Here is a 22,505-nt window from a genome sequence, read left to right as displayed (position 1 = left end):
CACCCACGTGCCCGGCGTCCTCTGTGGACGCCGGGCACGTTCAGGCCCGAGCCAGGAACCGTTTCGTGGCCCGCGGCCCCCGGAACACGTGCAGGCTCGCGTCCCCGGCGTGCGCCGCGACCGCGTCGAGCAGGCCAGGCCGCGACTTCCGCCGCCACGACCACACCCAGCGCCAGAACTCCGCCTTCTCCCGCGACCGCAGCAACGCCCGCCAGGCGCAGCGCGGGAAGGAGTAGTCGAGCAGCAGCACCGTGTCGGCCCGGGCGAGCCGGACCTCGAGCACGTCGTGGGGCCCCAGGTCACCGTCCATGATCCACCGGTCGCCGGTGGCGAGCTCACCCTGGACGATGGCCCAGAGGTCGTGAGGGGTCGGCTCCAGGTCCGGGCTCCAGAAGTGCTGGTCGAGCTCGATGACCGGGAGTCCGGTCGCGGTGCCGAGGGCGGTCGCGAGGGTGGACTTCCCTGCGCCGCCACGGCCGAGGATGACGACGCGTTTCATGACCGTGATCGTGCCAGAGGGGCTTCCGGGGCTTCGATCGCCCACTGGCTGTCGACATCACGCCATGTCGATCGCCTCGTGCTTGGTCTGATGAGCGATGGCGAGATCGAGAACGTCGAGCACCGTCGCGATCGTCGAGTCCGACTCACCCAGCGCCGCGAGTTCGATCGCGGGATATTTCTGCACGACAACGTCATCGTCGTACAAGAGAGCGGCATCCAGCGTTGGCTGCGTGCGCAGTTTGGCGACCATGAGGTGTGCCAGATGCGGGTCTTTGGACCAGATGGAGTTGAGGTTCACCGTGATCACGGGACGTTCCGCCGTCACGTACAGGGACCACAGCGACCGGCGTTTGCCCTGCAACCAGTAGTACAGACCTGCCGCAGGTTCGGTACTGACACCGCCTTTGAAAAGCGCGTTGTTGGCATCGGCGTGACCGAGCAACTTCTCGGCCGCGACACGAGCCGGGGTGGAGCTGGTCGCCTCGATGGCGTCGTTCACGTCCTGCCTGCTCCACCTCGCCTTCGTTTTCTGCTTCGCTTCCTCGTTCGCGGCGGTGGGTGCCGTGAAGGACGGAGGCGGGCCGATGACCGCGAAGATCGCCCCGGCCATCGTTTCCAGCCAGTCGATGGTGTCGGTCACCTCCTTGTCCGCGATCGGTGTCCGGACGCCGCCGGCCTCGTGGTCTCGATCTGTCTCGTGCGCGATTCGGTTGCGCCGCTTGACGATGGCGTTCAACTGGTCCTGGACGGACTTGGGTGTGTGGCCTGGGCCGAGCTGCGCCGCCACACCGGGCCACAGGGACACGTCGCTGACGAACGAAAAGGCGTACTTGATCTTGTCGGGATTCTGGAACGAGAGATACCCGTACTGCGCTCGCAGATGGGTTCGGAAGACGTCCTCCATCACCGCGGTGCCGTGCAGCACTGCCTCGAGCAGGCTCATCGGCACTTCGATCCGCAAGAACTTCGCCGGCCGATTCGCTGAGAAAGACGACGCGAACGCCGATGCCCGGTCGTAGAGCTCGCGGTGCACCCAGTGATCCAGTGCGGACACCGCCTGAACCCAGGCCGCTCGATAGAGGTCTGCCACGTCGAACGCTCCGACCTGGAGGCGCTCGAGGTGGCGTCCACCGCGGACCAGGTCACGCGCGTAGTCGAGGTTCCGTCGCAGTTCGGCGAACGCTGCAGTCGTCTCGGTCTCGGCTTCCGGTTGCTCAGGCACGGCCCTGGAGTATGCCCCGCTGGCTGATGCTTTCGGTATGCCGTACGCCCGTCTGGCCTATGGCAGCTACTGATCGCTGCGCAGCGAAGAGCGGTGTCGGAAGTACGGTGGCACAAAACGACTTCGCGTTCTCTGCGTTGTACTTCCGGGCTACGCGTGCACCGGCTGGTGCTCGCCGAAGATCACCCCCCAGTCCAGCTCCTGCTCCACCACCGGCCGGGGCTCGGGAATGTGCCCGTGCGCGGGCACGATCGAGCCGTTCAGGAACTGCCACACCTCGTCACCCACGCGCTGCTGCGCCACCGCGGTGGCCTGCCGGGGCTGCGGGATCCCGGTCGGGATCGTCGCCACGAACCGGATGCCGCGGAACCCCTCCGCGTCCGTCGCCTCCAACGTGCCCTGGTGCCGGGTCGCGATCCGGCGGGCGATCGCCAGGCCGAGGCCGGCGCCTCCCGCGGCGCGGGTGCGCGCCTCGTCGAGGCGGGTGAACCGGTCGAAGACGCGCTCGCGGTCCGCCTCGGGGATGCCGGGGCCGTCGTCGATGACCTCCAGGGTCGCGCTGGTGCCTCCTCGCAGGCGCACGATCACCTCGGTGCCCGCGTGCCGTTCGGCGTTGTCGAGGAGGTTGCCGAGCAGTCGGGAGAGTTGGGCGCGGCGGCCTGGGACGAGCACCTCGTCGTCGGCTTCCAGGGTGACCATGGCGCGGCGGGCGACCTCGCGCCGGACCACCGCGGTGAGGTCGATGGTGTCCTGTTTGTCCAGTGCGTCGGCGTCGAGTCTGGCCAGCAGCAACAGGTCCGTGGTGAGTTCCTGCAGGCGTTCGGCGTCTTCCAGTGCCGCCTTGACGACGGTGGGCCAGTCCGCCATGCCGGGATGGGACAGGGCGATCTCCAGCTCGGCGCGAAGTGCCGCCAGCGGGCTGCGCAGCTCGTGCGACGCGTCCGCGACGAACCTGCGGGTGTCCTCGACGCTGCGGTGCACGCGGTCGAGCGTCTCGTTCAGCGTGGCGCCCAGGCGGGCGATCTCGTTGTCGGACGACGGGACCGGGACCCGGCGGGTGAGGTTGTGCTCGTTGATCTCGGCGAGCTCGGTGCGCATCGCCTCCACCGGCCGCAGCACCCGGCTGGTCGCGGCCAGCACCGTGACCGACACCAGCGCGGTGATCGAGACGAGCACGCCCAGCAACGACAGCGAGGCGCGGTTCAGCTGCCGTTGTGCCTCGGAGGCGATCGAGCGCGCCGCGTCGTCGAGGCGCTGGGGCCCGTCGCCGGACTGCTCGAAACGGGTCCGGGTGACGTCGGCGAACGGCCACAGCGACAGGACGGGCCGCACCTCGTTGCTCGCGTACCGGACCGACATGGCCGGCGTGCCCATCGGCGCGTGGCGGAGCAGCTCGACGCAGCTCTGGGTGGAGCACATGTAGTGCACGCGCGAGTTGTCCGCGGTCTGGAGGGCGATCTCCTGCCGCTGTGACACCAGCATCAGCATCCCGGCGAGGCCGATCAGCACGCCGGAGAACACCGTGGCCAGCGCGGTCACCCTGAACTGGAGGGACTTCACCGGTCCGCCAGCCGGTAGCCGACGCCGCGCACGGTCGTGATGCTGCGCCGGTCGAACGGGGTGTCGATCTTGCGGCGCAGCGCGCTGATGTAGACCTCGACGAGGTTCGGGTCGGGGTCCTGGGCCGCGTCCCACACGCCGTCGATGATCTCCGTCTTGGTGACGACCTCGCCCACGTGCCGCAGCAGGAAGTTCAGCACTGAGAACTCCTTCGCCTTCAGGTCGATCCGCGTGGTGCCGCGGTGGCACTCGCGGCTGACCGGGTCGAGCACCAGGTCGCCCGCCCGCAGCAGCACCGGCTGGGCGGTGCGCGACCGCCGGCCCAGCGCCCGGAGCCGGGCCACCAGCACCACGTAGGAGAACGGCTTGGTCAGGTAGTCGTCCGCGCCGGTGTCGAGGCCCTCCGCCTCGTCGAACTCGCCGTCCTTCGCGGTGAGCATGAGGATCGGCGTCCACACGCCCGCGTCGCGGAGCTCCTGGCAGACGCGGTAGCCGTTGAGGCCCGGCAGCATGATGTCGAGGACGATCACGTCGTACGGGTGCTCGCGCGCCCGCCACAGCCCGTCCGTGCCGGTGCGCTCCACGTCGACCGCGAACCCCTCGGCGGTGAGGCCGCGGGTGAGCAGGTCGGCGAGGCGGGGGTCGTCTTCCACCACGAGCACGCGCATGGGAGCAGCCTGCCGCATCGATCATGATCCCGTCCTGAAATCCGGTTCAGGTTCGTTCAGCGTCCTTTCAGGTTCACCCTGGCAGTCTCTGCGTCGTGGACGAGGGGATCCACGACAGGGGGAGAAGGTGGCGGCGCCGCTGGGGGCGGTGCTGCCACCTTCTGGTCCGTCCGCACGCCGCCGCTGCGCCGGTCGCCGCGCCGTGTAGCGGGCCGATCACTTCGCGCGATCCAGCTCAGGGAACCGTCCCCGCGCACGCGAATCGCGAGGAGAAACGCATGTCCTGGCAGGTCGTGATCGTTCCACCCCCACCGGCCCGCGTCAGACCGGTGCGGCGCAAGGTTCTGGCCGTCGCCGCGGCGGCCCTGCTGGTGTTCTCCGGCACGGCCCACGCGGCGGTCCCGCTCCCGCAGTCACACCTCTACACGCCCTCCACCAACGGTCACGTCGAGGTCGGCGAGTCCGTGCTGATCTCGGGTGGCGGCTACGAGCAGACGGGGCCGGACGCGCTGCAGGAGTACCAGGTGTCGGTGGACGGCGGAGCCACCTGGAGCAACGGGTACCGCACGGGCACCATCCCGCTCGGCGGGGAGACCGGGATCTCGCAGGCGTTGTGGGAGTACGTGTTCACGCCGCAGGAGGCCGGCGTCTACACGATCGTCGGCCGCGTCAACACCGACACCGCGTACGGCCAGGTCTCCGCACCGCGCACGCTGTACGTCGGCGTGCCCGGACCGACTCCGGCCGGCTGCTACCAGTGCGGCTTCTACACGTACAACCCGATCAAGGACGAGGCCGAGGGAGTGGTCCTGGAACTGGGGCTGCGGTTCCGCGTGGACCGGCCGGGCACCATCACCAGGGTCATCACCTCGTGGAACTCCAACGAGGCCAGCAGGGTCCGTCTGTGGCGCGGTGACGGGACGTTGCTGGCCGACCGGCAGGTGTCCACGCCGTACGCGGAGCCGTTCGCCACGCCCGTGCCGGTGGTGCCGGGGGAGGAGTACGTCGCGTCGTTCACGTCGTGGCGCGGGAAGTACCGGACGAGCGAGAACACGTTCCCGGCGACGGTGATCCAGTCGCCGTTCGTCCTTCCCGCGCACGCCGGGGTCTACAGCTACGACGGCGGGTTCCCGACCCAGACCTGGAACGACAGCCACTACTGGGTCAGCCCGGAGTTCCACTCCTGACCAGCGAACTCAAGCGCTGCCAACGAACTGCTCCCTCACCGGCCGCGAGGCTGGGCGCGTCACACAGCCTCGCGTCTTGGAGGACGGATGAGCATCGGGTTGCGGAAGGTGCTGGCGCTCGCGATGACCGCGGCGGCGGCGCTGTTCCTGACACCGGCGGCGGCTGTCGCGGTGGAGCGACAGCAACCGGCGGCACAGGGCATCACCCCGGGCACCTACCAGAATCTGATCAACAACTACCACCGCAAGTGCCTGGCGGTGAACTCGGCGGACAACCGCAACGGCAAGCCGCTGATCCACTACGACTGCTACACCTCGTACACCGACCAGTACTGGCGCTTCGAGCCGATCGCGGAGGCACCGGGGTACTACCGGCTCCGCAACCAGCGCACCGACCGGTGCCTGGCGGCGGCGAACCCCAACAACGGCGCGAAAGTCGTGCAGTACGACTGCGTCGACGGCTACTACGACCAGTGGTGGCTCCCGGAGCTCATGCCGGACAACGTGCACCACCGGCTGCGCAACTACAAGAGCGGCCGCTGCCTCGCCGTTCCGTCCGACCAGGGGCAGAACGGCGCGAACGCGGTGAGCTACAACTGCATCCTCGGCTACAACGACCAGTGGTGGCAGATCTGGCCATGACATGACTTCCTCCCCGCGTCCCCGGTGCGTGCCGGGGACGCGGGGAGGGCACGTCGGCTGCCGACATTCCCCGTCGCCGGAAATTCTTTCTTCGGTATTTCTCAGGAACGTCACCACCGGCTTCTATTTGGCGCCCCTATCGTTGGGTAACTCTTTCGGATGAACTGATCGTGACGTGCTCTGTGGCATAGTCGATCAGGGATTCAGGAGGGGAAGAGAACGATGTCCGGGGTCTTGTTCGCTGAGTTCTTCGTCGCTTTTCTCATCGCCGCGTGCTGGGCCTTGATGATTGCCGCCAGCGTCAAACTCCACCGCTTCCGCAGGGCGACCGGCGAGCGCGAGGGCTGGTACTGGGAGCGGCCGGCCGTGGTCTGGGCAAGGGTCGGCAACATCTCTTTCGGTGCGGCGGCGGTGTTGATTTCGCCGTTGCCGATCATCGGCGCGGTGTCCACGGCGATAGTGGCGTTGGCCGGCTGTCTCGTGCTGATGTTCGTCTTCACGCAGGTCGCCGGCAGGGCGGCCGGCGAGTCCGAAGGAGCGGGTCCATGACTGCTTCTTCGGCGGCGTTCACCGCGGCCTTCGCCCTGGGGGCGCCTCTGCAGTGCGTGGCGATCGTGAAGCTGTTCGCACTTCGTGCTCGGTGGGCGCATCTGCCGAACCTCGAACGTCGCCCGCCCGTGCGCCGTTGGGCGTCGGTGTGCCGCGCGGTGATGTGGGCGACGGTGTTGCTGTCCGTACCGGCCATGGTCACCGCCGAGGACAAGGACGACGCCCTGATCGTCGTCACGATCAGCGTGTTCACGGTGGTCCTGCTGCTGATCGTCGCCTCCACCATCGCGTCGAACGACACCGGCGGCGGTGACGGCGACTCCGGCGGCTGTGGCGGTGGTGGCGGTGACGGCTGATCTCCTAGCTCGTGACCGCCGCCCTGGTCTTGTCCCTGCGTGCCAACGCCTTCCAGATCCGCCGGATCGTCGCGGGAGCCTTCTCGGCCCCGTCCGTGATGAAGATGATCGACGTCACGACGTAGGTGACGACGATGAGCGAGACCAGGAGCGGCCCGATGAGGATCGCGGTGAAGGGAAGGCTCCAGTCCCGCCACCACGCGGCCGAGGCGAGCAGGGAGAGCGCCAGCACGAGGGCGAAGTCGCGTCGCTCCAGGCCCAGCCAGCCGTGTCCGGCCAGCGAGAGCACGAGCCCGACCTGCGCGGCGATGCCGATGCCGACGTGCGGCGCGAGCAGCAGAAGACCCCGGAGCCGGCCGTAGGCGAGGTACTTCCCGAACGCCACGCCCGCCCAGAACACCCGCCGCCGCACGCGACCGACGCCGGACTCGGCGAGTGCCTTGCGGAACTCGTAGTCCGCCTTGCCCCGCAGCAGGAACAGGTCGCCCTCGCCGGCCTCCTTCGCGAGCCGGACGTCCTCGCAGCGCTGGTCGTGCAGCAGGGCCGGCATCAGGTGCGGGCCGTAGCTGGCGAGCACTCCCCACAGGAACGAGGGCACCGAGGCGAGGTCGGTCGTCGCCTTGCCCTGGTGGGCGCGCACCTCGATCAACGGGCTGTCGGGGAGGTACTTCTTCGTGAAGCCGGCGGGGATCCGGTACCAGAACGCCGACGTGATCTGGAACGTCTTGTCGCCGACGGCCTTCAGGACGACCTGGGCGGGCTCGGTGCACTGCCTGCTGCTGAAGAAGGGCATGGTGAAGTCCCCTTTCGGGTTCAGCCCCACCGTGCGGCGGCACGGGGTAGTCCGTAGTCGCGACCGGCCCCGCCCGCGTTACTCCGAGTGCTACGCGAGCGCGACGACCGGTTCCACCTTCTGCTTCTCCGCCCGCACCGACGCGATGCCGCCGACGATCAGCAGTCCGCCCAGCAGCTGCAACGGCGAGAGCCCCTCTCCAAGCAGCAGCCACGCGAACAGTGAGGCCGACACGACCTCCAGCAGCGCGATGAACGACGCGACCCGCGAGCCGAGGATGCCCGAGGCCGTGATGCCGCTCGCGTACGCCAGGGCCGTGCCGATCACCGCGACCACGAGCAGCGGCACCCACCACGCCGTGGGCGTGCCGAACAGCGGCACGTCGCCGAACGTCGCGGTGAACGGCAGCAGGCCGGTGGCGCCGACCAGGGCCAGCACGGGGGCGGCGAGCAGCAGGCCCGCGCCCGCCAGCGCGACCGGCGGCAGGCCGTTGTTGGGGCGGGCGGCGATCACGAAGTACACGGAGCAGCCGATGGCGGCACCGAAGGCCGCCGCCAGGCCGATGGGGTCCACGGCCTGGATGGCGCCGGGGCCGATCACCAGGACGAGACCGCCCACCGCCAGCACCGAGCCGACCAGGACCACGGGCGCGGGTGTCTTCCTGCTGACCGCCCAGGTGAAGCCGACGAGCAGGAGCGGCGCCAGGAACTCGATGAGCAGCGCCGTCGCCACCGGGATCCGCGCGATGGCCGCGAAGTAGAGGACCTGGGTGACCGCGACGCCGACGAGGCCCATGCCCAGCACCGGCCAGCGGGCCTGCCGCAGCAGCGTCCAGCGGCCGCGCATCAGGACGACGACGAACGGGAGCAGCACGAGGCCCGCGGTGAGGGCTCTGGCCGTGACGGCCGCCGCGGGGGACCAGCCTGCCTCGAGCAGCGGTTTGACGAACGCGCCCGAGGTGCCGAACGAGATGAACGAGATCGTCGCGGCGATCAAGCCCGTGGACTTCGACATGGTCGCGTGCCTCCCGGTTCCGGACTGCGTCATGGCCTAACCTGGCTGACGCCCCTGACGCTAGGCCGGTCTCGGTAAGGAGTCAATTTGCGTTTTGCCCCTGACACGGAGGAGTCGCTGGCGTTCGTCGTGGCGCTGTGCAACACGGACCCGTCGGCGTCGCGCGGCGGTGACGACGAGCTGGCCACCGTCGGGCAGCTCGCGAGCCTGCTCGGCCGGTACCACTACACCGGGCGCATCGACGGCGACGAGGCCGAGCTGCGGGACGTCCACCGCACGCGGGCGCTGCTGCGGCGCGTGTGGTCGCTCGGCCGCGACGACGCCGTCGAGGCCGTGAACAAGATGCTGCGCGACGCGAAGGCCCTGCCGCACCTCGTCCGCCACGACGACCTCGACTGGCACATGCACGCCACCGAGCCCACCTCGCCGCTGGCCGAACGGATGCGCGTCGAGGCGGCGCTCGCCCTCATCGACGTGATCCGGATGAACGAGACGGACCGGCTGCGGGTCTGCGCGGCCGACGACTGCGAAGGACTCCTGCTCGACCTGTCCCGCAACGGGTTGAAGCGGTTCTGCACGGTGCGGTGCGGCAACCGGATGAACATGATCGCGTTCCGCGAGCGCCGCGCGGACGGCAAGTGACGGGTCCGCAATCCCTTCCAGCAGTTGAGAAGACTTAATTTCGTCGCGCGCAAACTTGTCCGCGCCACCGGGGCATCAGCATCGTGGAGAGCGGAAACGCTTTCTGCGAAAGGAAGTGCGCGATGACCGCACAGCTCTCCGTCACCGTCCGCAAGCTGGGTGCGGGCATCGGCGCGCGGATCGACGGCGTCCGGCTCGGCGGCGACCTGCCCGAGGAGGTCGTGGCCGAGGTCCGGGCGGCCTTGCTGGCGAACAAGGTGGTGTTCTTCTCCGGCCAGGAGCACCTCGACGACGCGGGACAGCTCGCGTTCGCCCGGTTGCTGGGCGAACCGACGCTCGCACACCCCACGGTGAAGGGCGAGGAGCACGCGAACGTCCTGGCGATCGACTCCGAGCACGGCAAGGCGAACAGCTGGCACACCGACGTCACGTTCGTCGACCGCGTGCCCGCGATCAGCATCCTGCGTGCGATCGAGCTCCCTCCCTACGGCGGCAGCACGGTGTGGGCGAACACGGCACGGGCGTACACCGAGCTGCCCGAGGCGTTGAAGGCGCTCGTGGACCGGCTGTGGGCGGTGCACACCAACGTCTACGACTACGCGGGCTACATCGACTCCACGCGCATCGGGGGAGTGGACGTGAAGGAGGAGGCCTACCGCGAGGAGTTCGTGTCGCAGCGGTACGAGACCGAACACCCGCTCGTGCGCGTGCACCCCGAGACCGGCGAACGCGCGTTGTTGCTGGGGCACTTCGTGAAGCGGATCGTCGGGGTGAGCCCGGCGGAGTCGAAGGCGATCTTCGACCTGCTGCAGAACCGGGTGACGCGGCTGGAGAACACCGTGCGGTGGCAGTGGTCCGACGGCGACGTGGCGGTGTGGGACAACAGGGCGACGCAGCACTACGGCGTCGCCGACTACGACGACCTGCGGCGCCGGCTGCACCGGATCACGATCGCCGGTGACGTACCGGTCAGCGTCGAGGGCGTGGCCAGCACGACGATCGTCGGCGACGCCGCGCACTTCTCCGCGCTCTGATGCCCGCCGGGCATCGGAGGGTGGTTGGCTGTCCGGTGTGGAACTGAGGCAACTCCGGTACGTGGTGTCGGTGGCCGAGCACGGCAACTTCCGCCGTGCGGCCCAGGCGCTCGGCATGACCCAGCCCTCCCTGTCGCGGCAGGTCGGGGCGGTCGAGCAGGAGCTGGGCACCCGGCTGTTCGAACGGACCGCGCGCGGGGTCGTGGCGACGGCGGCGGGCGCGGTCTACGTCGGGCACGCCCGGCGGGTCCTGGAGCAGGTCGAGGCCGGGGCGACCGAGGCACGGCGGGCGGCTCGCGGGCAGGCGGGCTCGCTGCGGCTGGGCTTCGTCGGGGAGGCGCTGATCGAGCTGCTGCCGTCGTTGCTGGCGCGGTTCCGGTCGGCGCACCCCGGCGTGGTCCTGGAGTGCCGTGAGCTGTCGACCGCCCAGAGCGGCGCCGCTCTGCTCGCGGGTGACATCGACCTCGCCGTCAGCCGGGGCGCACCGGCGGGGGAGGGCGCCGAACACCTGACCGCGGTGCCGGTCGCCGCCGACCACCTCATCGCCGTGTGCCATCGAGGGCATCCCTTCGCGGGCCAGCCGGCGATCACGCCCGGCCAGCTGCGCGGTCAGCCGCTGATCGCCGCGCCCGCCGCCGACGAACCGGCCGCGACGCGCGCGCTGGCGCCGGTGATCGAGTCCGCGAGCGGCGTCACGCACGCCCGCGACGTGCACACCGTCATCGGCCTGGCGGCCTGCGGCATGGGCGTCGGGCTGGTGCCGTCGAGCGTGCGGCGGCTGGCGCGGGCGGAGACCGTCATGGTGGAGGTCGACCCGCCGCTGCGCCTGCCCGATCTCACTATGTCCTTCCGCACCAACGACATCTCACCACCGCTGGGCGCCTTCCTGGACGTCACGAGGGCGCACTGCCCCGGCACCGGACAGCGCCTGGCCCGGCTGATGCCCCGCAAGCATCAGAAGCGGGGTTGACGGGCATCACGGACACGCGCGCGCCCGGCAGCGGGTGACATGGGGGCATGTCGATCACTTCGCGAGCCGTGCGGTACGGCGTCACCCTGGCCGGCACGGCGGGGGACAACCTGGTCGAGGCCGTCGTGGAGGAGGCCGCCGAGGCCGCCGCCCACGGCGTCGCCTCGGTGTGGACGGGACAGCGGCTGGACTACGACGCGATCGGACTGGCCGGGCTCGTCGGGTCACGGGTCCCCGGCATCGAGGTGGGTGTGTCGGCGGTCCCGATCTTCGCCCGGCACCCGCTGCTGGTCGCGAGCCAGGCCCAGACCACGCAGGCGGCCCTCGGAGGCCGGTTCCACATCGCCGTTGCACTGGGCGCGCCCCCGATCGTGGAGAAGGCGTTCGGGCTGCCCTGGGAACGGCCGGTGGCCCGCCTGCGCGAGTTCCTCACCGTGCTGGGGCCGCTGCTGCGGGGCGAGCCCGTCGAGCACGAGGGCGAGCTCCTGACCGCGCGGTCGATGCTGCCGACCCACGTGCCCGGAGCCTCGAACACCCCCTTGCTCGTCGCGGCCATGGCCCCGAAGGCACTGCGCGTCGCCGGAGAGCTCGCCGACGGCACCGTTCCGTACCTGGCCGGTCCGCGGGTGCTCGAGGAGCACATCGTCCCCGCCATCACGGCCGCCGCGGCGGGACGGCCCGCTCCCCGGATCGTCGCGCTCGTGCCGGCGGCGGTCACGACGGACCCGGACGCCCGTCGCACGATGGCCGACGGCCTCGCCTTCTACACCCGGTTCGAGTCCTACCGGCGCGTCCTCGCGCTCAACGGCACGGAGAACCCAGGAGACCTCGCGCTGGTCGGTGACGAGGACACCGTCGCCGCCGGGCTGCGGGCCTACGCCGACGCCGGTGCCACGGAGATCGTCCTGACCGCCCACCACGACCTCGACGCGGCCACCCAGAGCAGGACGCGCCGGCTGGCCGGCGCGCTCGCGAGGCAGGTCAGCTCTCGAACGTGAACCCGGTGCGGACGCGCATCTCCGTCGTGGCGCAGCCGCCGCCCGCCTGCTGCGCGACGAAGGTGTACTCGCCGTCGCTCGTCATGGGGAACTCGACGTTCACCAGGACGTCGCGCGACACGGCCTCGGCGACCTTCCGGCCGTCGACGGTGACGTGCCACCGCACCTCGGACTCGCAGCCGGGCAGCTCGACCGACAGCCCGCCCCGGCCCTTTCCCGGCGGCGATCGGTCGACGCCCCCGAACCGCGTCTCGACCTTCGTCCCGGCTGCCAGCTCGTAGACGTGCACCGGGGCGCAGACGACGGTGTCCGGGGTGCTGGCGCACTCCCGCACGGTCCGGGGAGCGTCCCCGCCCACGACCTCGGTGCTCACGTGGTCCGGCAGGGTGGAGATCATGAAGGCGGCGAGAGCGATGGCGCCCAAGGAGAGGACCGTCGTCGACACCGAGACCACCACGGCACGCACCCGGCGCCGCACGGCCTCGGCCCGCGCGCGTGTCTCCAGTTCGAGCTTCTCGAGCAGTTCCGGCTTCTCCAGCGCCGCCGCGACGAGCATCGTGAGCTCGCGGGTCGCGAGCTTGGCCGAGCGGGCCGCCATCAGCGACGTGATCAGCGCGATCAGGACGCTGACGATCCCCGCGACCCACGACACCCGTTCGAGCCAGTTCCAGAACACCGCGCAATCCAAGCAGACCAGCGAAGTCCGGTCTGCCGAGTTCCGCTAACCGCGTCGCGTCAGGCGTTGCGCGAGCCGCGTCCCCAGCCCGCCGAACGGGGGCTGGGCCAGGCGCAGCGTGTCGAGCGCGAGCGGCTTGCGCAGCACGGGCTTGAGGTGGGAGAAGGCACTCCACGAGAACGGGCCGTGGTAGGCGCCGATCCCGCTGGCGCCGACACCGCCGAACGGCAGCCCGCTCGCCGCGACGTGGATCAGCCCCGCGTCGTGGACCACGGCGCCGGACGACGTCCGCTGCTCGAAAAGCCTGCGGGTGCGGGAGCTCGATGTGAACACGTACAGCGCGAGAGGCTTGTCCCAGGCGTTGACCACGTCCACTGCCTGCTCCGCCGAGTCGACCGCGACGACGGGCAGGACCGGGCCGAAGATCTCCTCCCGCAGCACCGGATGCGACGCGTCCGGGCCGACGGACGACCGGTCGCCGCTCAGCGTCACGACCGTGGGCGCCAGGTACCGCTCCGCCCGGTCGTGCTCACCGCCGACCACCACGTTCGTGCCGTCCAGCAGCGACACGAGCCGGTCGAACTGCCGCTCGTTCACGATGCGGCCGTAGTCCGCGCTCGCCCGCGGGTCGGCGCCCCACAGGTCCGCGATCGCCTTCCCGAGCGCCTGCACGAGGGCGGGAACGCGGTCCGGGGTGGTCATCACGTAGTCGGGGGCGACGCACGTCTGGCCCGCGTTGGTGAACTTCGCCCACACCAGGCGCCGTGCGGCCTGCTCCAGGTGGGCGTCGTCGTCGAACCAGGCGGGGGACTTGCCGCCGAGCTCCAGCGTCACCGGCGTGAGGTGCTCGGCCGCGGCCCTCATCACGACCCGGCCGACCGCGCCGCCGCCGGTGAACACGATGTGGTCGAACCGCTGGGCCAGCAGCTCGGTGGTCTCCGGGACACCACCCTCGACCACGCGCACCGTGCCGTCGGGGAAGTAGGCGGGCACGAGCCTCGCGATCAGCGCGGACGTCGCGGGCGCGAGCTCGCTCGGCTTGAGCACGGCGGTGTTCCCCGCGGCCAGCACACCCACCAGCGGGTCGAGGAGCAGCTGCATCGGGTAGTTCCAGGGCGCGATCACCAGCACCACGCCGAGCGGTTCGGGCACCAGGCGGGCACGTGCCGGCCACAACGCCATCGGCACCGGCGCGCGCCTCGGCCGCGACCACCGCCGCAGGTGGCGCAGCGTGTGGGCGATCTCCGCCAGCACCACGCCGATCTCGGTCAGCTGCGCCTCGCCCGCGCTCTTGCGCAGGTCGCTCCACAGTGCCGCCTCGAACGCCGCCTCGTTCTCCGTGAGCATCGCGCGCAACGCCCGCAGGCCGGCGGCACGGGCGGCCACGGGACGGGTGGCGCCGGCGTCGAACACCTGGCGCGCACCGGACACGGCCGCGGGGATGTCAGCTGTCGTCGTGGGCATGGTCCTCACCCTACCGCAATGCGAAACAGATCCTTTTCGTTTCTTCGGTCGAGGTTCGCCTGGACGAGCGTGGGAGAGTGAGGAGGTGGACACGACCGAGTTCCTGGGGGCGGTGGCGCATCCGGGCGGCCTGCTCGTGCGCCGGCCGGAGCTGACCGTCGGTGTGGTGCGCGCGGTGTCCCGGCCCTCGGGCCTGGAGATCGAGCTCCTGGCCCGCCGTCCGCTGGACCGCCGCAGCGCGACCGAACGGCAGCGGGACATCCGTGAAGGGCTCGCCCCGCCGCCCGTCGCGCCCCGCCGGTTGCTGCCGGCCTGGGACGAGGGCGAGGACCTGAGGGTCGGCCGCGTCGGCCCGGACGGCCGTGCGCACTGGGAGTTCGCCGTGTCCGGCTCGGCCAGCGGTGGTGACTACTTCCTCGGCGAGGACGGTCCCTCCTCCCGCGCCGCGTTCCGGTTCCCGGCGACCTTCGACGAGATGTCCCTCGTGCTCGCCTGGCCGGAGATCGGCTTCCCGGAGACCGTCGTCACCCTGCCGCTGCCCGGCCGCGCCACCGTCGAGCAGGCCACCACCTCGATCTGGCAGGCACCGCTGGACGTCGGGACCGTGCCGGACGACCTCACCCACCACGCCGACCCCGGCCGGCACTCTCTCGCTCTCGAAGCGGCGACGAGCGTCGCGCCACCGCGGGTGCTGCACCGCCTCGACGACCGTGTGGCCGTCGTGCTCACGCGGCTGAGCGTCACGGACTCGGTGCTGTCCATGGAGTTGTTCAGCGTCGCCAGGGGCGAGCGGGCGGACGTGATCAACGTCCGCGCCTTCTCCCCGTCGAGGCGGGAACCGCCCGTCTGGGACGACCCCGCCCAGATCCGGGCGGCGGGACCCGGTCCCTCCCTGGCGGTCATCCGGGGACACGAGGCCTTCTGGCTCCGGTCGGGTGAGGGCGCCTCCTCCGGAGGCGACCAGTCCTTCTCCTGCCACCGGGAGTTCACGCTCACCCGCCCGCAGGCCGACGTGCTCGACCTCGTCGTCGCCTGGCCTCTCGCCGGGCTCCAGGACGTGCGGGTGCGCGTGCCCCTCGGTCCGGCCCGCTAGCCGACCTCGTCGACGTAGAAGACTCCCGCGGCGGCGTGCGGGCCGAAGCGCTCCCGTTCCCCGCACAGCCGCAGGTGACCCTCCATTGTGTACTCCAGCGTGTTCACCGTGTGCCCGCAGACGACGTCACCGTTCGTCAGCATCACCGCGTATCCCATGTGGAGGGTGCTCGTCCCGGCGATCTGACCGTCAGCGCGCGGCCAGGACCGGTGCTCCCGTCCTGGCCGTGACGTCCTCGACGGTGCTGCCGGGCGCGAGCTCGACCAGCCGGAAACCGCCGTCCTCGACGTCGAGCACGGCGAGGTCGGTGATCACGCGGGAGACGACCCCGCGGCCGGTGAGCGGCAACGTGCAGGTGTCGACGAGCTTGGCGTCGCCGTTGCGGGCGTTGTGCTCCATCAGGACGATCACGCGCCGGGCACCGCTGACGAGGTCCATCGCGCCGCCCATGCCCTTGACCATCGCGCCGGGCACCATCCAGTTCGCGAGGTCTCCGCGCGCGGAGACCTGCATGCCGCCGAGGACCGCCGTGTCGATGTGCCCGCCGCGGATCATGGCGAAGCTGGTGGGGGAGTCGAAGAACGACGCCCCCGGCAGGACGCTGACGGTCTGCTTGCCCGCGTTGATCAGGTCGGGGTCGACCTCGTCGTCGTAGGGGAACGGGCCGACGCCGAGGATGCCGTTCTCCGCGTGCAGCGTGACCGTGGAGTCCGCGGGCAGGTGGTCGGGGATCAGCGTGGGCAGGCCGATGCCGAGGTTGACGTACTCGCCGTCGCGCAGCTCGAGCGCGGCGCGGGCGGCCATCTCGTCGCGGGTCCAGGCCATGTCAGTTCGCCTCCTGGCGGGCGCGGGTGGTGCGCTTCTCGATGTCCTTGCGGGCGGCCTGGTCGGGGGTGAGAGCGACGACGCTCTGCACGAACACACCGGGCAGGTGCACGTGGTCGGGGTGGATCTCGCCGACGTCGACGACCCGTTCCGCCTCGACGACGGTGTACCGGCCGGACATCGCGGCGGCCGGGTTGAAGTTGCGGGCGGCGGCGTGGAAGACGCAGTTGCCCGCCCGGTCGGCGATCGCGGCGCGGATGAGGGCGACGTCGGTGACGATCGACTCCTCCAGCACCATCTCCTTGCCGTGGAAGGTGCGCACCTCCTTGGGCGGGGACGCGAGGGCGACGGTGCCGTCCGCGTTGTACCGCCACGGGAGGCCGCCCTCGGAGACGAGCGTGCCGACGCCGGTGGGGGTGTAGAAGGCGCCCACGCCCGACCCGCCGGCCCGCAGCCGTTCCGCGAGCGTCCCTTGTGGAGTGAGCTCGACCGTCAGCTCACCCGCCAGGTACTGCCGGGCGAACTCCTTGTTCTCGCCGACGTACGACGCGACGACCCTGCTGATGCGGCGGGCTTCGAGCAGCAGGCCGAGGCCCGCGCCGTCGACACCGCAGTTGTTGGACACGATCGTCAGGTCGTCCGCGCCCTGTTCCAGCAACGCCTCGATGAGGAACCACGGGATGCCCGCGAGCCCGAACCCGCCGACCGCGACGCTCGCGCCCGGACGGATGCCCGCCACGGCCTCGGCCGCTCCGCCGACCACCTTGTCGAGGCTCATGAGTGGCTCTCCTTCGTGAGGTGGTCGACGAGCGCCGGCGTGACGACGTCCGGCCGTTCGGCGTTGGCGAGGTGGGCGGCGCCGGGCACGACGAGGAGCCGGCCGTCGCGGACGGACGTGGCGATGTGCTCGAGGTGCGGCGGCGGGGTGGCCGGGTCGTCGGCACCCGCGATCGCGAGGGTGGGCGCGGTGATCCGGTGCAGGTCGGCGCGCTGGTCCATGGCCGCGATGGCCTCGCAGCAGGCCGCGTAGCCCTCCGCGGGAGTCGCGGCCACCATGGCCTCCCAGCGTTCTCGATCGCGGTAGGCCGGGGTGAACCAGCGCTGGACCACTGCTTCGGCGACCGCGACCGTCCCTCGCGCACGGACGAGGGCCGCGCGGCCCGTCCAGTTCGATGCCGGTCCGAGGTGCGCGCTCGTGCACAGCACGGCGAGCCGGTCGACGCGGCCGGGGTCGCGGGCGGCGACGCGCAACGCCGTCATGCCACCGAGCGACAGACCGACCAGGTGGGCCTTCTCCACTCCCAGGCGGTCGAGCAGCGCGACGAGGTCGTCGGCGAGGGCGTCAAGGGTGGCCGGGCCGGGCAGGACGGGGGAACGGCCGTGGCCGCGGGTGTCGTAGCGGACGACGCGGAAGTGCTCCTCGAGCGCGGGGACGGTGGCGTCCCACATCTCCAGCGTCGAGCCGAGCGAGTTGGACAGCACGACGACCGGCCCGTCCGGCCTGCCGCCGACGACGTGGTGGACCTCGGCGACGCTCATCGGCGCACCGCCTCGAACACCGCGGCGAGACCCTGCCCGCCGCCGATGCACATCGTCTCCAGGCCGTACCGGCTGTCGCGGCGGCGCATCTCGTGCGCGAGCGTCGTGAGGATCCGGGCGCCGGTCGCGCCCACCGGGTGCCCGAGCGAGATGCCCGAACCGTTGGGGTTGAGCCGTTCGTCGGCGGGGTCGAGCTTCCACTCGCTCAGGCAGGCGAGGACCTGGGCCGCGAACGCCTCGTTGAGCTCGATCACGTCCATGTCGTCGAGGGTGAGCCCGGCGCGGGCCAGCGCGGCCGCCGAGGCGGACACGGGCCCGATGCCCATCACCTCCGGCCCGACACCGGTGACCGCCCACGACCTGAGCGCGAGCACGGGCCGCAGCCCTCGTTTCGCGGCCTCGTCCCGGGTGGTGACGACGCACAGCGCCGCGCCGTCGTTCTGGCCGCTGGCGTTGCCCGCCGTGACCGTGGACTCGGCGTCGAGCTTCAACCTCACCGGCCGCAGCGCGGCCAGGTCGTCGAGGGTCGTGTCCGGGCGAGGGTGCTCGTCGCGGCCGACGACGACGTCGGGCTTGCCGCGCCGTCCGGGCACGGTGACCGGCACGAGCTCGTCGGCGAACCGTCCTGCCTGGTCGGCGGCGCCCCAGCGCTGCTGGGACCGCACCGCCAGCTCGTCCTGGTCGGCGCGGGAGATGCCGTACTCGCGGCGCAGGTTCTCGGCCGTCTCCAGCATGCCGCCGGGCACCGGGTGGAACCGGCCGCCCGCCGTCTCCCTGGCCCGGTCGAGGCGGTCGAGCAGCTGCACGCCACCGCTGCGGACTCCCGTGCGCAGCCCGAGTGCGTAGTGCTCGACCTGCGACATCGACTCCGCGCCACCGGCGACGACGACGCTCGCCGCGCCGGTCGCGACCTGCCCCGCCGCGTAGAGCACGGCCTGCAGCCCGGAGCCGCAGCGCCGGTCGATCTGGAGACCGGGAACCCCGGTGCCGAGGCCCGCGTCGAGCGCCGCGACCCGGCCGATCGCCGGTGACTCGCCGTTCGGGTAGCTCTGGCCGAGCACGACGTCGTCGACATCGCCCTCCCGCAACCCCGTGCGGCGCACCAGCTCCGTGAGCACGGCGGTGGCGAGGTCGGCGGCGCTCAGCGAGGAGAGGGCCCCGCCGAACCGCCCGACCGGTGTCCGGAGGGGCTCGCAGATCACGACGTCGGTCATGTCCTCGACCCTAGGGCCGATCGGTCATATGCAGAAATACACATTTCGCGGTCAATGAGACTCTGCGAGTATCAATCGGTGGAGCTCCGTCATCTGCGCTACTTCGTCGCGGTCGCCGAGGAACGGCACTTCGGCCGCGCCGCCGAACGCCTGCACATGGCACAACCGCCCCTGTCGCAGCAGATCCAGCAGCTGGAGGCGGAGCTCGGCGTGATGTTGCTGCGCCGCACGACCCGCAAGGTCGAGCTCACCGACGCCGGAGCGGCCTACCTCGACCGCGCGCGAGCCGTGCTGGCCGCCGTGGACGACGCCGGTGCCGAGGCGAGGCGCGTGGCCGACGGACTGCAGGGCCGCCTGGTCGTCGGCTGCGTCGGCTCGGCCACCTACAGCCTGCTGCCCGCGTTCGCGCGGGCCCTGCGCGACGAACTGCCGGCCGTCGACTTCGTGTTCCGCGGCGAGATGCTGGCACCGGACCAGCTGGAGTCGCTGCTCGCCCGCCGCATCGACCTCGCGTTGTTGCGCCCACCGGTCGAGCACCCGGCGGTGCAGGTGCGGACGGTGCGCCACGACCGGTTCATCGTGGCCCTGCCCGAGGACCACCGGCTGGCACGACGACGCCGGTTGAAGATCGGCGACCTGCGCGACGAAGACCTGATCGTGCACGCCGCACGAGGCCGTTCCGTCATGCACGGCATCGTCACGGACCTGTGCCGCTCGGCCGGGTTCGAGCCCCGCATCCGTCACGAGGTCGAGGAGACCTCCACGCTCGTCACGTTCGTCGCATCCGGACTCGGCGTGGCCGTGGTGCCGCAACCGGTGGCGGAGCTGGGTGTGCCGGGCACGGTCTACCGGCCGCTGGCGGGAGAGCAGGGCGTCGACCTCATGGCCGCGGTGCGCGCGGACGACGAGTCGGCGGTTCTGGCCAGGGCACTCGGGCTGCTGGCGCGGGTGCGGTGAGCCGTCCGCGTCCCTGACCGCCCCAGGGGGCGAATCAGGCGGAGGTCAGGGGAGAACCCTGATGGAACCGGGTGCGATCGCGGGCAATCTGGATCTCGTCAGGGAAATCCGCAGATCGAGGAGAGACATGAGCGAATCCGGGCCCGAGTCCACCCGCACTGCCACCGATTCGGTGGTCGACGCCGTTCGCGGACTGGTCAGCGAGGGCTTCCGCCGTCACGTGGTCGTGCGTGACAGCAAGGACGAGGTGGTGCTGGAGGTGCCGATGGCTCTCGGGGTGGTCGCGGCGCTGGCCGCTCCGGTGGTCACCACGATCGGTGCCGGCGTCGCGCTGGCGGGCAGGTACGAGATCAAGCTGGAGGACCGCGGGTAAGCGGTACGGGGGAAATGCGGCGGCGCCCGGCGCCGCCGCCGTGATCGAATGCGCCGGTGAACGAGGACTGGGAGCAGCGGAACGAGGCACGGCGTGCCGAGGTGCTGGCACTGCCGGCCGTCGAGACCCGGCAGCACGCGCGGCTCCTGCCGCCGCTGCCCGGCGACGTGCTGGTGTCGGCGTCAGTGGGCCCGGCGGACGACGTCGTGGCGTTGTGGGCGTCGCCCGCGGACGTGGAGTCGCTGACGTCGGTGACGACGCAGCGGGGTGGGGCCACGTTCCCCGATCCCCAGGCGGCTCGGCCGGTTGCGGCGCGGGTGACGGTGCACATCGCGGACAGCGTCGTCACCACCCACCTCTCCGGCCTGCCGGTGGCTTTCCCCTCCGTGCAGTCGTTGCCCGAGGGCCGGGTCCTGGTCGTGGGCGCGCGTTGCCGGTGGCGGCCGAAGGGGCCGGACCGCAACGCGATCGTGTTCGACCACGAGGGCGTGGTCCTGGGCGAGCACACCTTCGGCGACGGCATCGAGCACGTCCAGGCGACCCGCCGCGGTGAGGTCTGGGTGGGGTACTTCGACGAGGGCGTCTACGGCAACTACGGCTGGGGCGAGGCCGGCAGCCCGTCTCCGCTGGGGGAGTCCGGGCTGACGCGGTTCTCCACCGCGTTCTCCCCGGACTGGAACTTCCCGGGCCTCGACGGGACGTGGGACGCGATCAGCGACTGCTACGCGCTCAACGTCGCCGACGACGAGACGACGTGGGCCTGCTACTACACCGACTTCCCGCTGGTGCGGATCCACAACGGCACCGTCACCGGTTGGCACAACGACGTCCAGGGAGCCAAGGCGATCGCCGCCGACGGTTCCCGTGTCGCGCTGTTCGGCGGCTACGGGCCCGATCGCGACCGGCTGGTCGTGGGGGAGCTGGGCGACGACCGGGTCCACGTGACCGGCGAGTACCGGCTCGTCGGGCCGGACGGGCAGCCGCTGCCGCGGTCGGCGCAGGTGGTCGGCCGCGGCGCCGACCTGCACGTGCTGGTGGACGGCGGCTGGTCGCGGATCGCCCTGGAGGACATGGCCTGAGCGGTGCTCAGAGCGGGAAGCGACCGGTGCGCCAGTGCCAGTGGCGGCCCGCTCGCAGGTGGTCGACGACCGCGCGCTGCAGCGCCGTGCGCCGCGGCAGCCGGTCGAGCGGCGTGGTGAGGGTGCGGAAGACGAACCGCAGCACCTCCACGTCGCCGTCGGGCACGTCCTGCTCCACGTGGGGCTCGAGCTCGAACCGCTGCTGGAACCGGGCGATGTTGGAGTCCGCGGGCAGGTGCTCCAGCAGTTGCGGGTCGAGCAGCCACGAGCCGCAGGAGAACGCCGTGTACCGCTCGCCGGGGAAGTGCCGCGGGAAGAACGCGCGGGCCTCGTCGAGCGACACGTCGACGGCCGCCGGTGCCAGCGGCCCCGCGTCGGCGACGTGCAGGGCGATGGTGCCCTCACCGCGCTGGTGCTGCAGGCGGCCGAGCTCGTAGACACCTCCCCGCGCGTGCAACGTCAGCCAGCTCTGCATGACCGGCCAGCCCTCCCCGCGCATCCGCCGGTCGACCGCGAGGTTGCGGCCCAGGTCCGCGAGGGTCGCCCGCGACACGGCCTCGGAGATGCCGTGCTCACCGTGGTACCTCGTGACCACCCCGACCAACGCCAGGTACGCGTACACGTAGAGATGCCGCCAGGCGGGACCCCGTTCGCGTGGCAGCTCGGGACCGGGCGAGAGCCACTCGAAGCCACCGAGGTCCGCGGCCACCAGGGCGATCGAGCGGTCCAGCAACCACCGCAGCTCCGGAGTCCACAGCGCGGAACCGGCGTCGGGCCAGCCCGCCATGATCTCGGCGGCGTCGTCCGGCGGCACCGCGAGCCGGTCGAGCAGCGCTGGTGCGTCCGTCCTGGCGGGCAGGGGAGCGGACGGCAGGGCACCGGCGAGCCGGTGCACGCGTTCGATCTCCTCGGCGGGAACTCCGAGCCGGGCCGCGGTGTCCTCCAGGTCCACGCACACGACCCTACAGCGGCAGGTGCCGGAAGTGACCAGGGCGATCGGCCGGTTCTCGACCACTCCATCCACTGTGGACGGACGCGGGAACCGCCGGTCGGCCGCGCGGTGGCAGACCGTGCCGGTGGACTCGCCGTGGACGACGATCGGCGGTCGTCCAGCGGCTGCGACGTGCGCCGCGGACACGGGCGCCTAAG

General features: G+C 71.4%; 27 protein-coding genes. 13 read left to right on the top strand and 14 right to left on the bottom strand.

The window, feature by feature from the left end; genetic code table 11:
* Positions 1-40 precede the first annotated feature (40 nt).
* The 4 genes from ACWF7A_RS01285 to ACWF7A_RS01270 all read right to left on the bottom strand — a co-directional run bounded on the left by ACWF7A_RS01285 (position 41) and on the right by ACWF7A_RS01270 (position 3,951).
* A complete protein-coding gene (locus ACWF7A_RS01285) occupies positions 41-499 on the bottom strand; it encodes a DNA topology modulation protein FlaR (RefSeq protein WP_452248379.1) in 459 nt (152 codons plus the stop codon).
* 57 nt (positions 500-556) lie between these two features.
* Positions 557-1,723 carry a hypothetical protein gene (locus ACWF7A_RS01280; protein WP_452248378.1) on the bottom strand — a complete coding sequence of 389 codons (1,167 nt, stop codon included), beginning with the start codon at positions 1,721-1,723 and terminating at the stop codon, positions 557-559.
* A gap of 150 nt (positions 1,724-1,873) precedes the next feature.
* Positions 1,874-3,283, bottom strand: coding sequence for a sensor histidine kinase (locus ACWF7A_RS01275; protein WP_452248377.1), 1,410 nt, complete (start codon positions 3,281-3,283; stop codon positions 1,874-1,876).
* On the bottom strand, positions 3,280-3,951 hold the full coding sequence (locus ACWF7A_RS01270) for a response regulator (protein ID WP_452248376.1): 672 nt from the start codon (positions 3,949-3,951) through the stop codon (positions 3,280-3,282). The genes ACWF7A_RS01275 and ACWF7A_RS01270 overlap by 4 nt, the downstream gene beginning before the upstream one ends.
* Before the next feature lie 278 nt (positions 3,952-4,229).
* Here ACWF7A_RS01270 and ACWF7A_RS01265 point away from each other — a divergent pair, with 278 nt between their 5' ends.
* The 4 genes from ACWF7A_RS01265 to ACWF7A_RS01250 all read left to right on the top strand — a co-directional run bounded on the left by ACWF7A_RS01265 (position 4,230) and on the right by ACWF7A_RS01250 (position 6,685).
* Entirely contained in the window at positions 4,230-5,138 is a 909-nt protein-coding gene (locus ACWF7A_RS01265; RefSeq protein ID WP_452248375.1) for a DUF4082 domain-containing protein, read from the top strand.
* 87 nt (positions 5,139-5,225) lie between these two features.
* Positions 5,226-5,780: an RICIN domain-containing protein gene (locus ACWF7A_RS01260; protein ID WP_452248374.1), complete on the top strand. Its 555-nt coding sequence runs from the start codon at positions 5,226-5,228 to the stop codon at positions 5,778-5,780.
* A gap of 222 nt (positions 5,781-6,002) precedes the next feature.
* A complete protein-coding gene (locus ACWF7A_RS01255; RefSeq protein WP_452248373.1) occupies positions 6,003-6,329 on the top strand; it encodes a hypothetical protein in 327 nt (108 codons plus the stop codon).
* Positions 6,326-6,685, top strand: a complete 360-nt coding sequence (locus ACWF7A_RS01250) for a hypothetical protein (RefSeq protein ID WP_452248372.1) — start codon at positions 6,326-6,328, stop codon at positions 6,683-6,685. The genes ACWF7A_RS01255 and ACWF7A_RS01250 overlap by 4 nt, the downstream gene beginning before the upstream one ends.
* Before the next feature lie 4 nt (positions 6,686-6,689).
* Here ACWF7A_RS01250 and ACWF7A_RS01245 read toward each other — a convergent pair whose 3' ends face one another.
* Positions 6,690-7,478 (bottom strand): DUF1353 domain-containing protein, encoded by a 789-nt coding sequence (locus ACWF7A_RS01245; RefSeq protein WP_452248371.1) that lies wholly within the window; start codon positions 7,476-7,478, stop codon positions 6,690-6,692.
* Positions 7,479-7,568: 90 nt separating this feature from the next.
* A complete protein-coding gene (locus tag ACWF7A_RS01240) occupies positions 7,569-8,525 on the bottom strand; it encodes an EamA family transporter (protein WP_452248370.1) in 957 nt (318 codons plus the stop codon).
* 54 nt (positions 8,526-8,579) lie between these two features.
* Here ACWF7A_RS01240 and ACWF7A_RS01235 point away from each other — a divergent pair, with 54 nt between their 5' ends.
* The 4 genes from ACWF7A_RS01235 to ACWF7A_RS01220 all read left to right on the top strand — a co-directional run bounded on the left by ACWF7A_RS01235 (position 8,580) and on the right by ACWF7A_RS01220 (position 12,136).
* Positions 8,580-9,134 carry a CGNR zinc finger domain-containing protein gene (locus ACWF7A_RS01235; protein ID WP_452248369.1) on the top strand — a complete coding sequence of 185 codons (555 nt, stop codon included), beginning with the start codon at positions 8,580-8,582 and terminating at the stop codon, positions 9,132-9,134.
* Positions 9,135-9,256: 122 nt separating this feature from the next.
* Positions 9,257-10,168: a TauD/TfdA dioxygenase family protein gene (locus ACWF7A_RS01230; RefSeq protein ID WP_452248368.1), complete on the top strand. Its 912-nt coding sequence runs from the start codon at positions 9,257-9,259 to the stop codon at positions 10,166-10,168.
* Between the two features lie 37 nt (positions 10,169-10,205).
* Entirely contained in the window at positions 10,206-11,138 is a 933-nt protein-coding gene (locus tag ACWF7A_RS01225; RefSeq protein ID WP_452248367.1) for a LysR family transcriptional regulator, read from the top strand.
* 47 nt (positions 11,139-11,185) lie between these two features.
* The gene (locus ACWF7A_RS01220; protein WP_452248366.1) at positions 11,186-12,136 is read left to right on the top strand and encodes a TIGR03564 family F420-dependent LLM class oxidoreductase; all 951 of its coding nucleotides are present in this window, start codon (positions 11,186-11,188) and stop codon (positions 12,134-12,136) included.
* Here ACWF7A_RS01220 and ACWF7A_RS01215 read toward each other — a convergent pair.
* Both ACWF7A_RS01215 and ACWF7A_RS01210 read right to left on the bottom strand, forming a co-directional pair.
* On the bottom strand, positions 12,120-12,812 hold the full coding sequence (locus ACWF7A_RS01215; protein WP_452248365.1) for a hypothetical protein: 693 nt from the start codon (positions 12,810-12,812) through the stop codon (positions 12,120-12,122). The genes ACWF7A_RS01220 and ACWF7A_RS01215 overlap by 17 nt on opposite strands.
* Before the next feature lie 45 nt (positions 12,813-12,857).
* Positions 12,858-14,276, bottom strand: a complete 1,419-nt coding sequence (locus ACWF7A_RS01210) for an aldehyde dehydrogenase family protein (RefSeq protein WP_452248364.1) — start codon at positions 14,274-14,276, stop codon at positions 12,858-12,860.
* Between the two features lie 85 nt (positions 14,277-14,361).
* Between ACWF7A_RS01210 and ACWF7A_RS01205 the strand changes: the two genes are divergently transcribed.
* Positions 14,362-15,369: a hypothetical protein gene (locus tag ACWF7A_RS01205; protein ID WP_452248363.1), complete on the top strand. Its 1,008-nt coding sequence runs from the start codon at positions 14,362-14,364 to the stop codon at positions 15,367-15,369.
* Here the strand turns inward: ACWF7A_RS01205 and ACWF7A_RS01200 are convergent.
* From ACWF7A_RS01200 to ACWF7A_RS01180, 5 genes are read right to left on the bottom strand one after another with little or no spacing between them, the layout of a single operon-like run.
* Positions 15,366-15,527 (bottom strand): hypothetical protein, encoded by a 162-nt coding sequence (locus ACWF7A_RS01200; protein WP_452248362.1) that lies wholly within the window; start codon positions 15,525-15,527, stop codon positions 15,366-15,368. The two genes, ACWF7A_RS01205 and ACWF7A_RS01200, sit on opposite strands and share 4 nt — an antisense overlap.
* A 31-nt stretch (positions 15,528-15,558) precedes the next feature.
* Entirely contained in the window at positions 15,559-16,194 is a 636-nt protein-coding gene (locus ACWF7A_RS01195; protein ID WP_452248361.1) for a CoA transferase subunit B, read from the bottom strand.
* A gap of 1 nt (position 16,195) precedes the next feature.
* Positions 16,196-16,972, bottom strand: a complete 777-nt coding sequence (locus tag ACWF7A_RS01190) for a CoA transferase subunit A (RefSeq protein ID WP_452248360.1) — start codon at positions 16,970-16,972, stop codon at positions 16,196-16,198.
* Entirely contained in the window at positions 16,969-17,733 is a 765-nt protein-coding gene (pcaD, locus tag ACWF7A_RS01185; RefSeq protein WP_452248359.1) for a 3-oxoadipate enol-lactonase, read from the bottom strand. Before pcaD ends, ACWF7A_RS01190 begins: the two co-directional genes overlap by 4 nt.
* Entirely contained in the window at positions 17,730-18,947 is a 1,218-nt protein-coding gene (locus tag ACWF7A_RS01180; RefSeq protein WP_452248358.1) for an acetyl-CoA C-acetyltransferase, read from the bottom strand. The genes pcaD and ACWF7A_RS01180 overlap by 4 nt, the downstream gene beginning before the upstream one ends.
* Before the next feature lie 78 nt (positions 18,948-19,025).
* On the opposite strand from ACWF7A_RS01180, the gene ACWF7A_RS01175 reads away from it, so the two are divergent.
* The 3 genes from ACWF7A_RS01175 to ACWF7A_RS01165 all read left to right on the top strand — a co-directional run bounded on the left by ACWF7A_RS01175 (position 19,026) and on the right by ACWF7A_RS01165 (position 21,356).
* Positions 19,026-19,904 carry a LysR substrate-binding domain-containing protein gene (locus ACWF7A_RS01175; protein ID WP_452248357.1) on the top strand — a complete coding sequence of 293 codons (879 nt, stop codon included), beginning with the start codon at positions 19,026-19,028 and terminating at the stop codon, positions 19,902-19,904.
* Between the two features lie 127 nt (positions 19,905-20,031).
* Positions 20,032-20,277, top strand: a complete 246-nt coding sequence (locus tag ACWF7A_RS01170; RefSeq protein ID WP_452248356.1) for a DUF4342 domain-containing protein — start codon at positions 20,032-20,034, stop codon at positions 20,275-20,277.
* 56 nt (positions 20,278-20,333) lie between these two features.
* Positions 20,334-21,356 (top strand): hypothetical protein, encoded by a 1,023-nt coding sequence (locus ACWF7A_RS01165; protein WP_452248355.1) that lies wholly within the window; start codon positions 20,334-20,336, stop codon positions 21,354-21,356.
* Between the two features lie 7 nt (positions 21,357-21,363).
* On the opposite strand, the gene ACWF7A_RS01160 is transcribed toward ACWF7A_RS01165, so the two are convergent.
* On the bottom strand, positions 21,364-22,308 hold the full coding sequence (locus ACWF7A_RS01160; protein WP_452248354.1) for an acyltransferase domain-containing protein: 945 nt from the start codon (positions 22,306-22,308) through the stop codon (positions 21,364-21,366).
* A gap of 31 nt (positions 22,309-22,339) precedes the next feature.
* Here ACWF7A_RS01160 and ACWF7A_RS01155 point away from each other — a divergent pair, with 31 nt between their 5' ends.
* Positions 22,340-22,504: a hypothetical protein gene (locus ACWF7A_RS01155; RefSeq protein ID WP_452248353.1), complete on the top strand. Its 165-nt coding sequence runs from the start codon at positions 22,340-22,342 to the stop codon at positions 22,502-22,504.
* Position 22,505 lies beyond the last annotated feature (1 nt).

The organism is Lentzea sp. NPDC055074 (assembly GCF_053608005.1).
This window is presented reverse-complemented; position numbering and strand designations above follow the sequence as displayed.

Excerpts from the sequence above, each read along its gene's own strand:
- pcaD (WP_452248359.1), bottom strand. The coding sequence starts at position 17,733 with ATGAGCGTCGCCGAGGTCCACCACGTCGTCGGCGGCAGGCCGGACGGG.
- ACWF7A_RS01200 (WP_452248362.1), bottom strand. The coding sequence starts at position 15,527 with ATGGGATACGCGGTGATGCTGACGAACGGTGACGTCGTCTGCGGGCAC.
- ACWF7A_RS01190 (WP_452248360.1), bottom strand. The coding sequence starts at position 16,972 with ATGAGCCTCGACAAGGTGGTCGGCGGAGCGGCCGAGGCCGTGGCGGGC.
- ACWF7A_RS01180 (WP_452248358.1), bottom strand. The coding sequence starts at position 18,947 with ATGACCGACGTCGTGATCTGCGAGCCCCTCCGGACACCGGTCGGGCGG.
- ACWF7A_RS01195 (WP_452248361.1), bottom strand. The coding sequence starts at position 16,194 with ATGGCCTGGACCCGCGACGAGATGGCCGCCCGCGCCGCGCTCGAGCTG.
- ACWF7A_RS01265 (WP_452248375.1), top strand. The coding sequence starts at position 4,230 with ATGTCCTGGCAGGTCGTGATCGTTCCACCCCCACCGGCCCGCGTCAGA.
- ACWF7A_RS01240 (WP_452248370.1), bottom strand. The coding sequence starts at position 8,525 with ATGACGCAGTCCGGAACCGGGAGGCACGCGACCATGTCGAAGTCCACG.
- ACWF7A_RS01220 (WP_452248366.1), top strand. The coding sequence starts at position 11,186 with ATGTCGATCACTTCGCGAGCCGTGCGGTACGGCGTCACCCTGGCCGGC.
- ACWF7A_RS01285 (WP_452248379.1), bottom strand. The coding sequence starts at position 499 with ATGAAACGCGTCGTCATCCTCGGCCGTGGCGGCGCAGGGAAGTCCACC.
- ACWF7A_RS01270 (WP_452248376.1), bottom strand. The coding sequence starts at position 3,951 with ATGCGCGTGCTCGTGGTGGAAGACGACCCCCGCCTCGCCGACCTGCTC.
- ACWF7A_RS01170 (WP_452248356.1), top strand. The coding sequence starts at position 20,032 with ATGAGCGAATCCGGGCCCGAGTCCACCCGCACTGCCACCGATTCGGTG.
- ACWF7A_RS01230 (WP_452248368.1), top strand. The coding sequence starts at position 9,257 with ATGACCGCACAGCTCTCCGTCACCGTCCGCAAGCTGGGTGCGGGCATC.
- ACWF7A_RS01255 (WP_452248373.1), top strand. The coding sequence starts at position 6,003 with ATGTCCGGGGTCTTGTTCGCTGAGTTCTTCGTCGCTTTTCTCATCGCC.
- ACWF7A_RS01250 (WP_452248372.1), top strand. The coding sequence starts at position 6,326 with ATGACTGCTTCTTCGGCGGCGTTCACCGCGGCCTTCGCCCTGGGGGCG.
- ACWF7A_RS01260 (WP_452248374.1), top strand. The coding sequence starts at position 5,226 with ATGAGCATCGGGTTGCGGAAGGTGCTGGCGCTCGCGATGACCGCGGCG.
- ACWF7A_RS01245 (WP_452248371.1), bottom strand. The coding sequence starts at position 7,478 with ATGCCCTTCTTCAGCAGCAGGCAGTGCACCGAGCCCGCCCAGGTCGTC.
- ACWF7A_RS01210 (WP_452248364.1), bottom strand. The coding sequence starts at position 14,276 with ATGCCCACGACGACAGCTGACATCCCCGCGGCCGTGTCCGGTGCGCGC.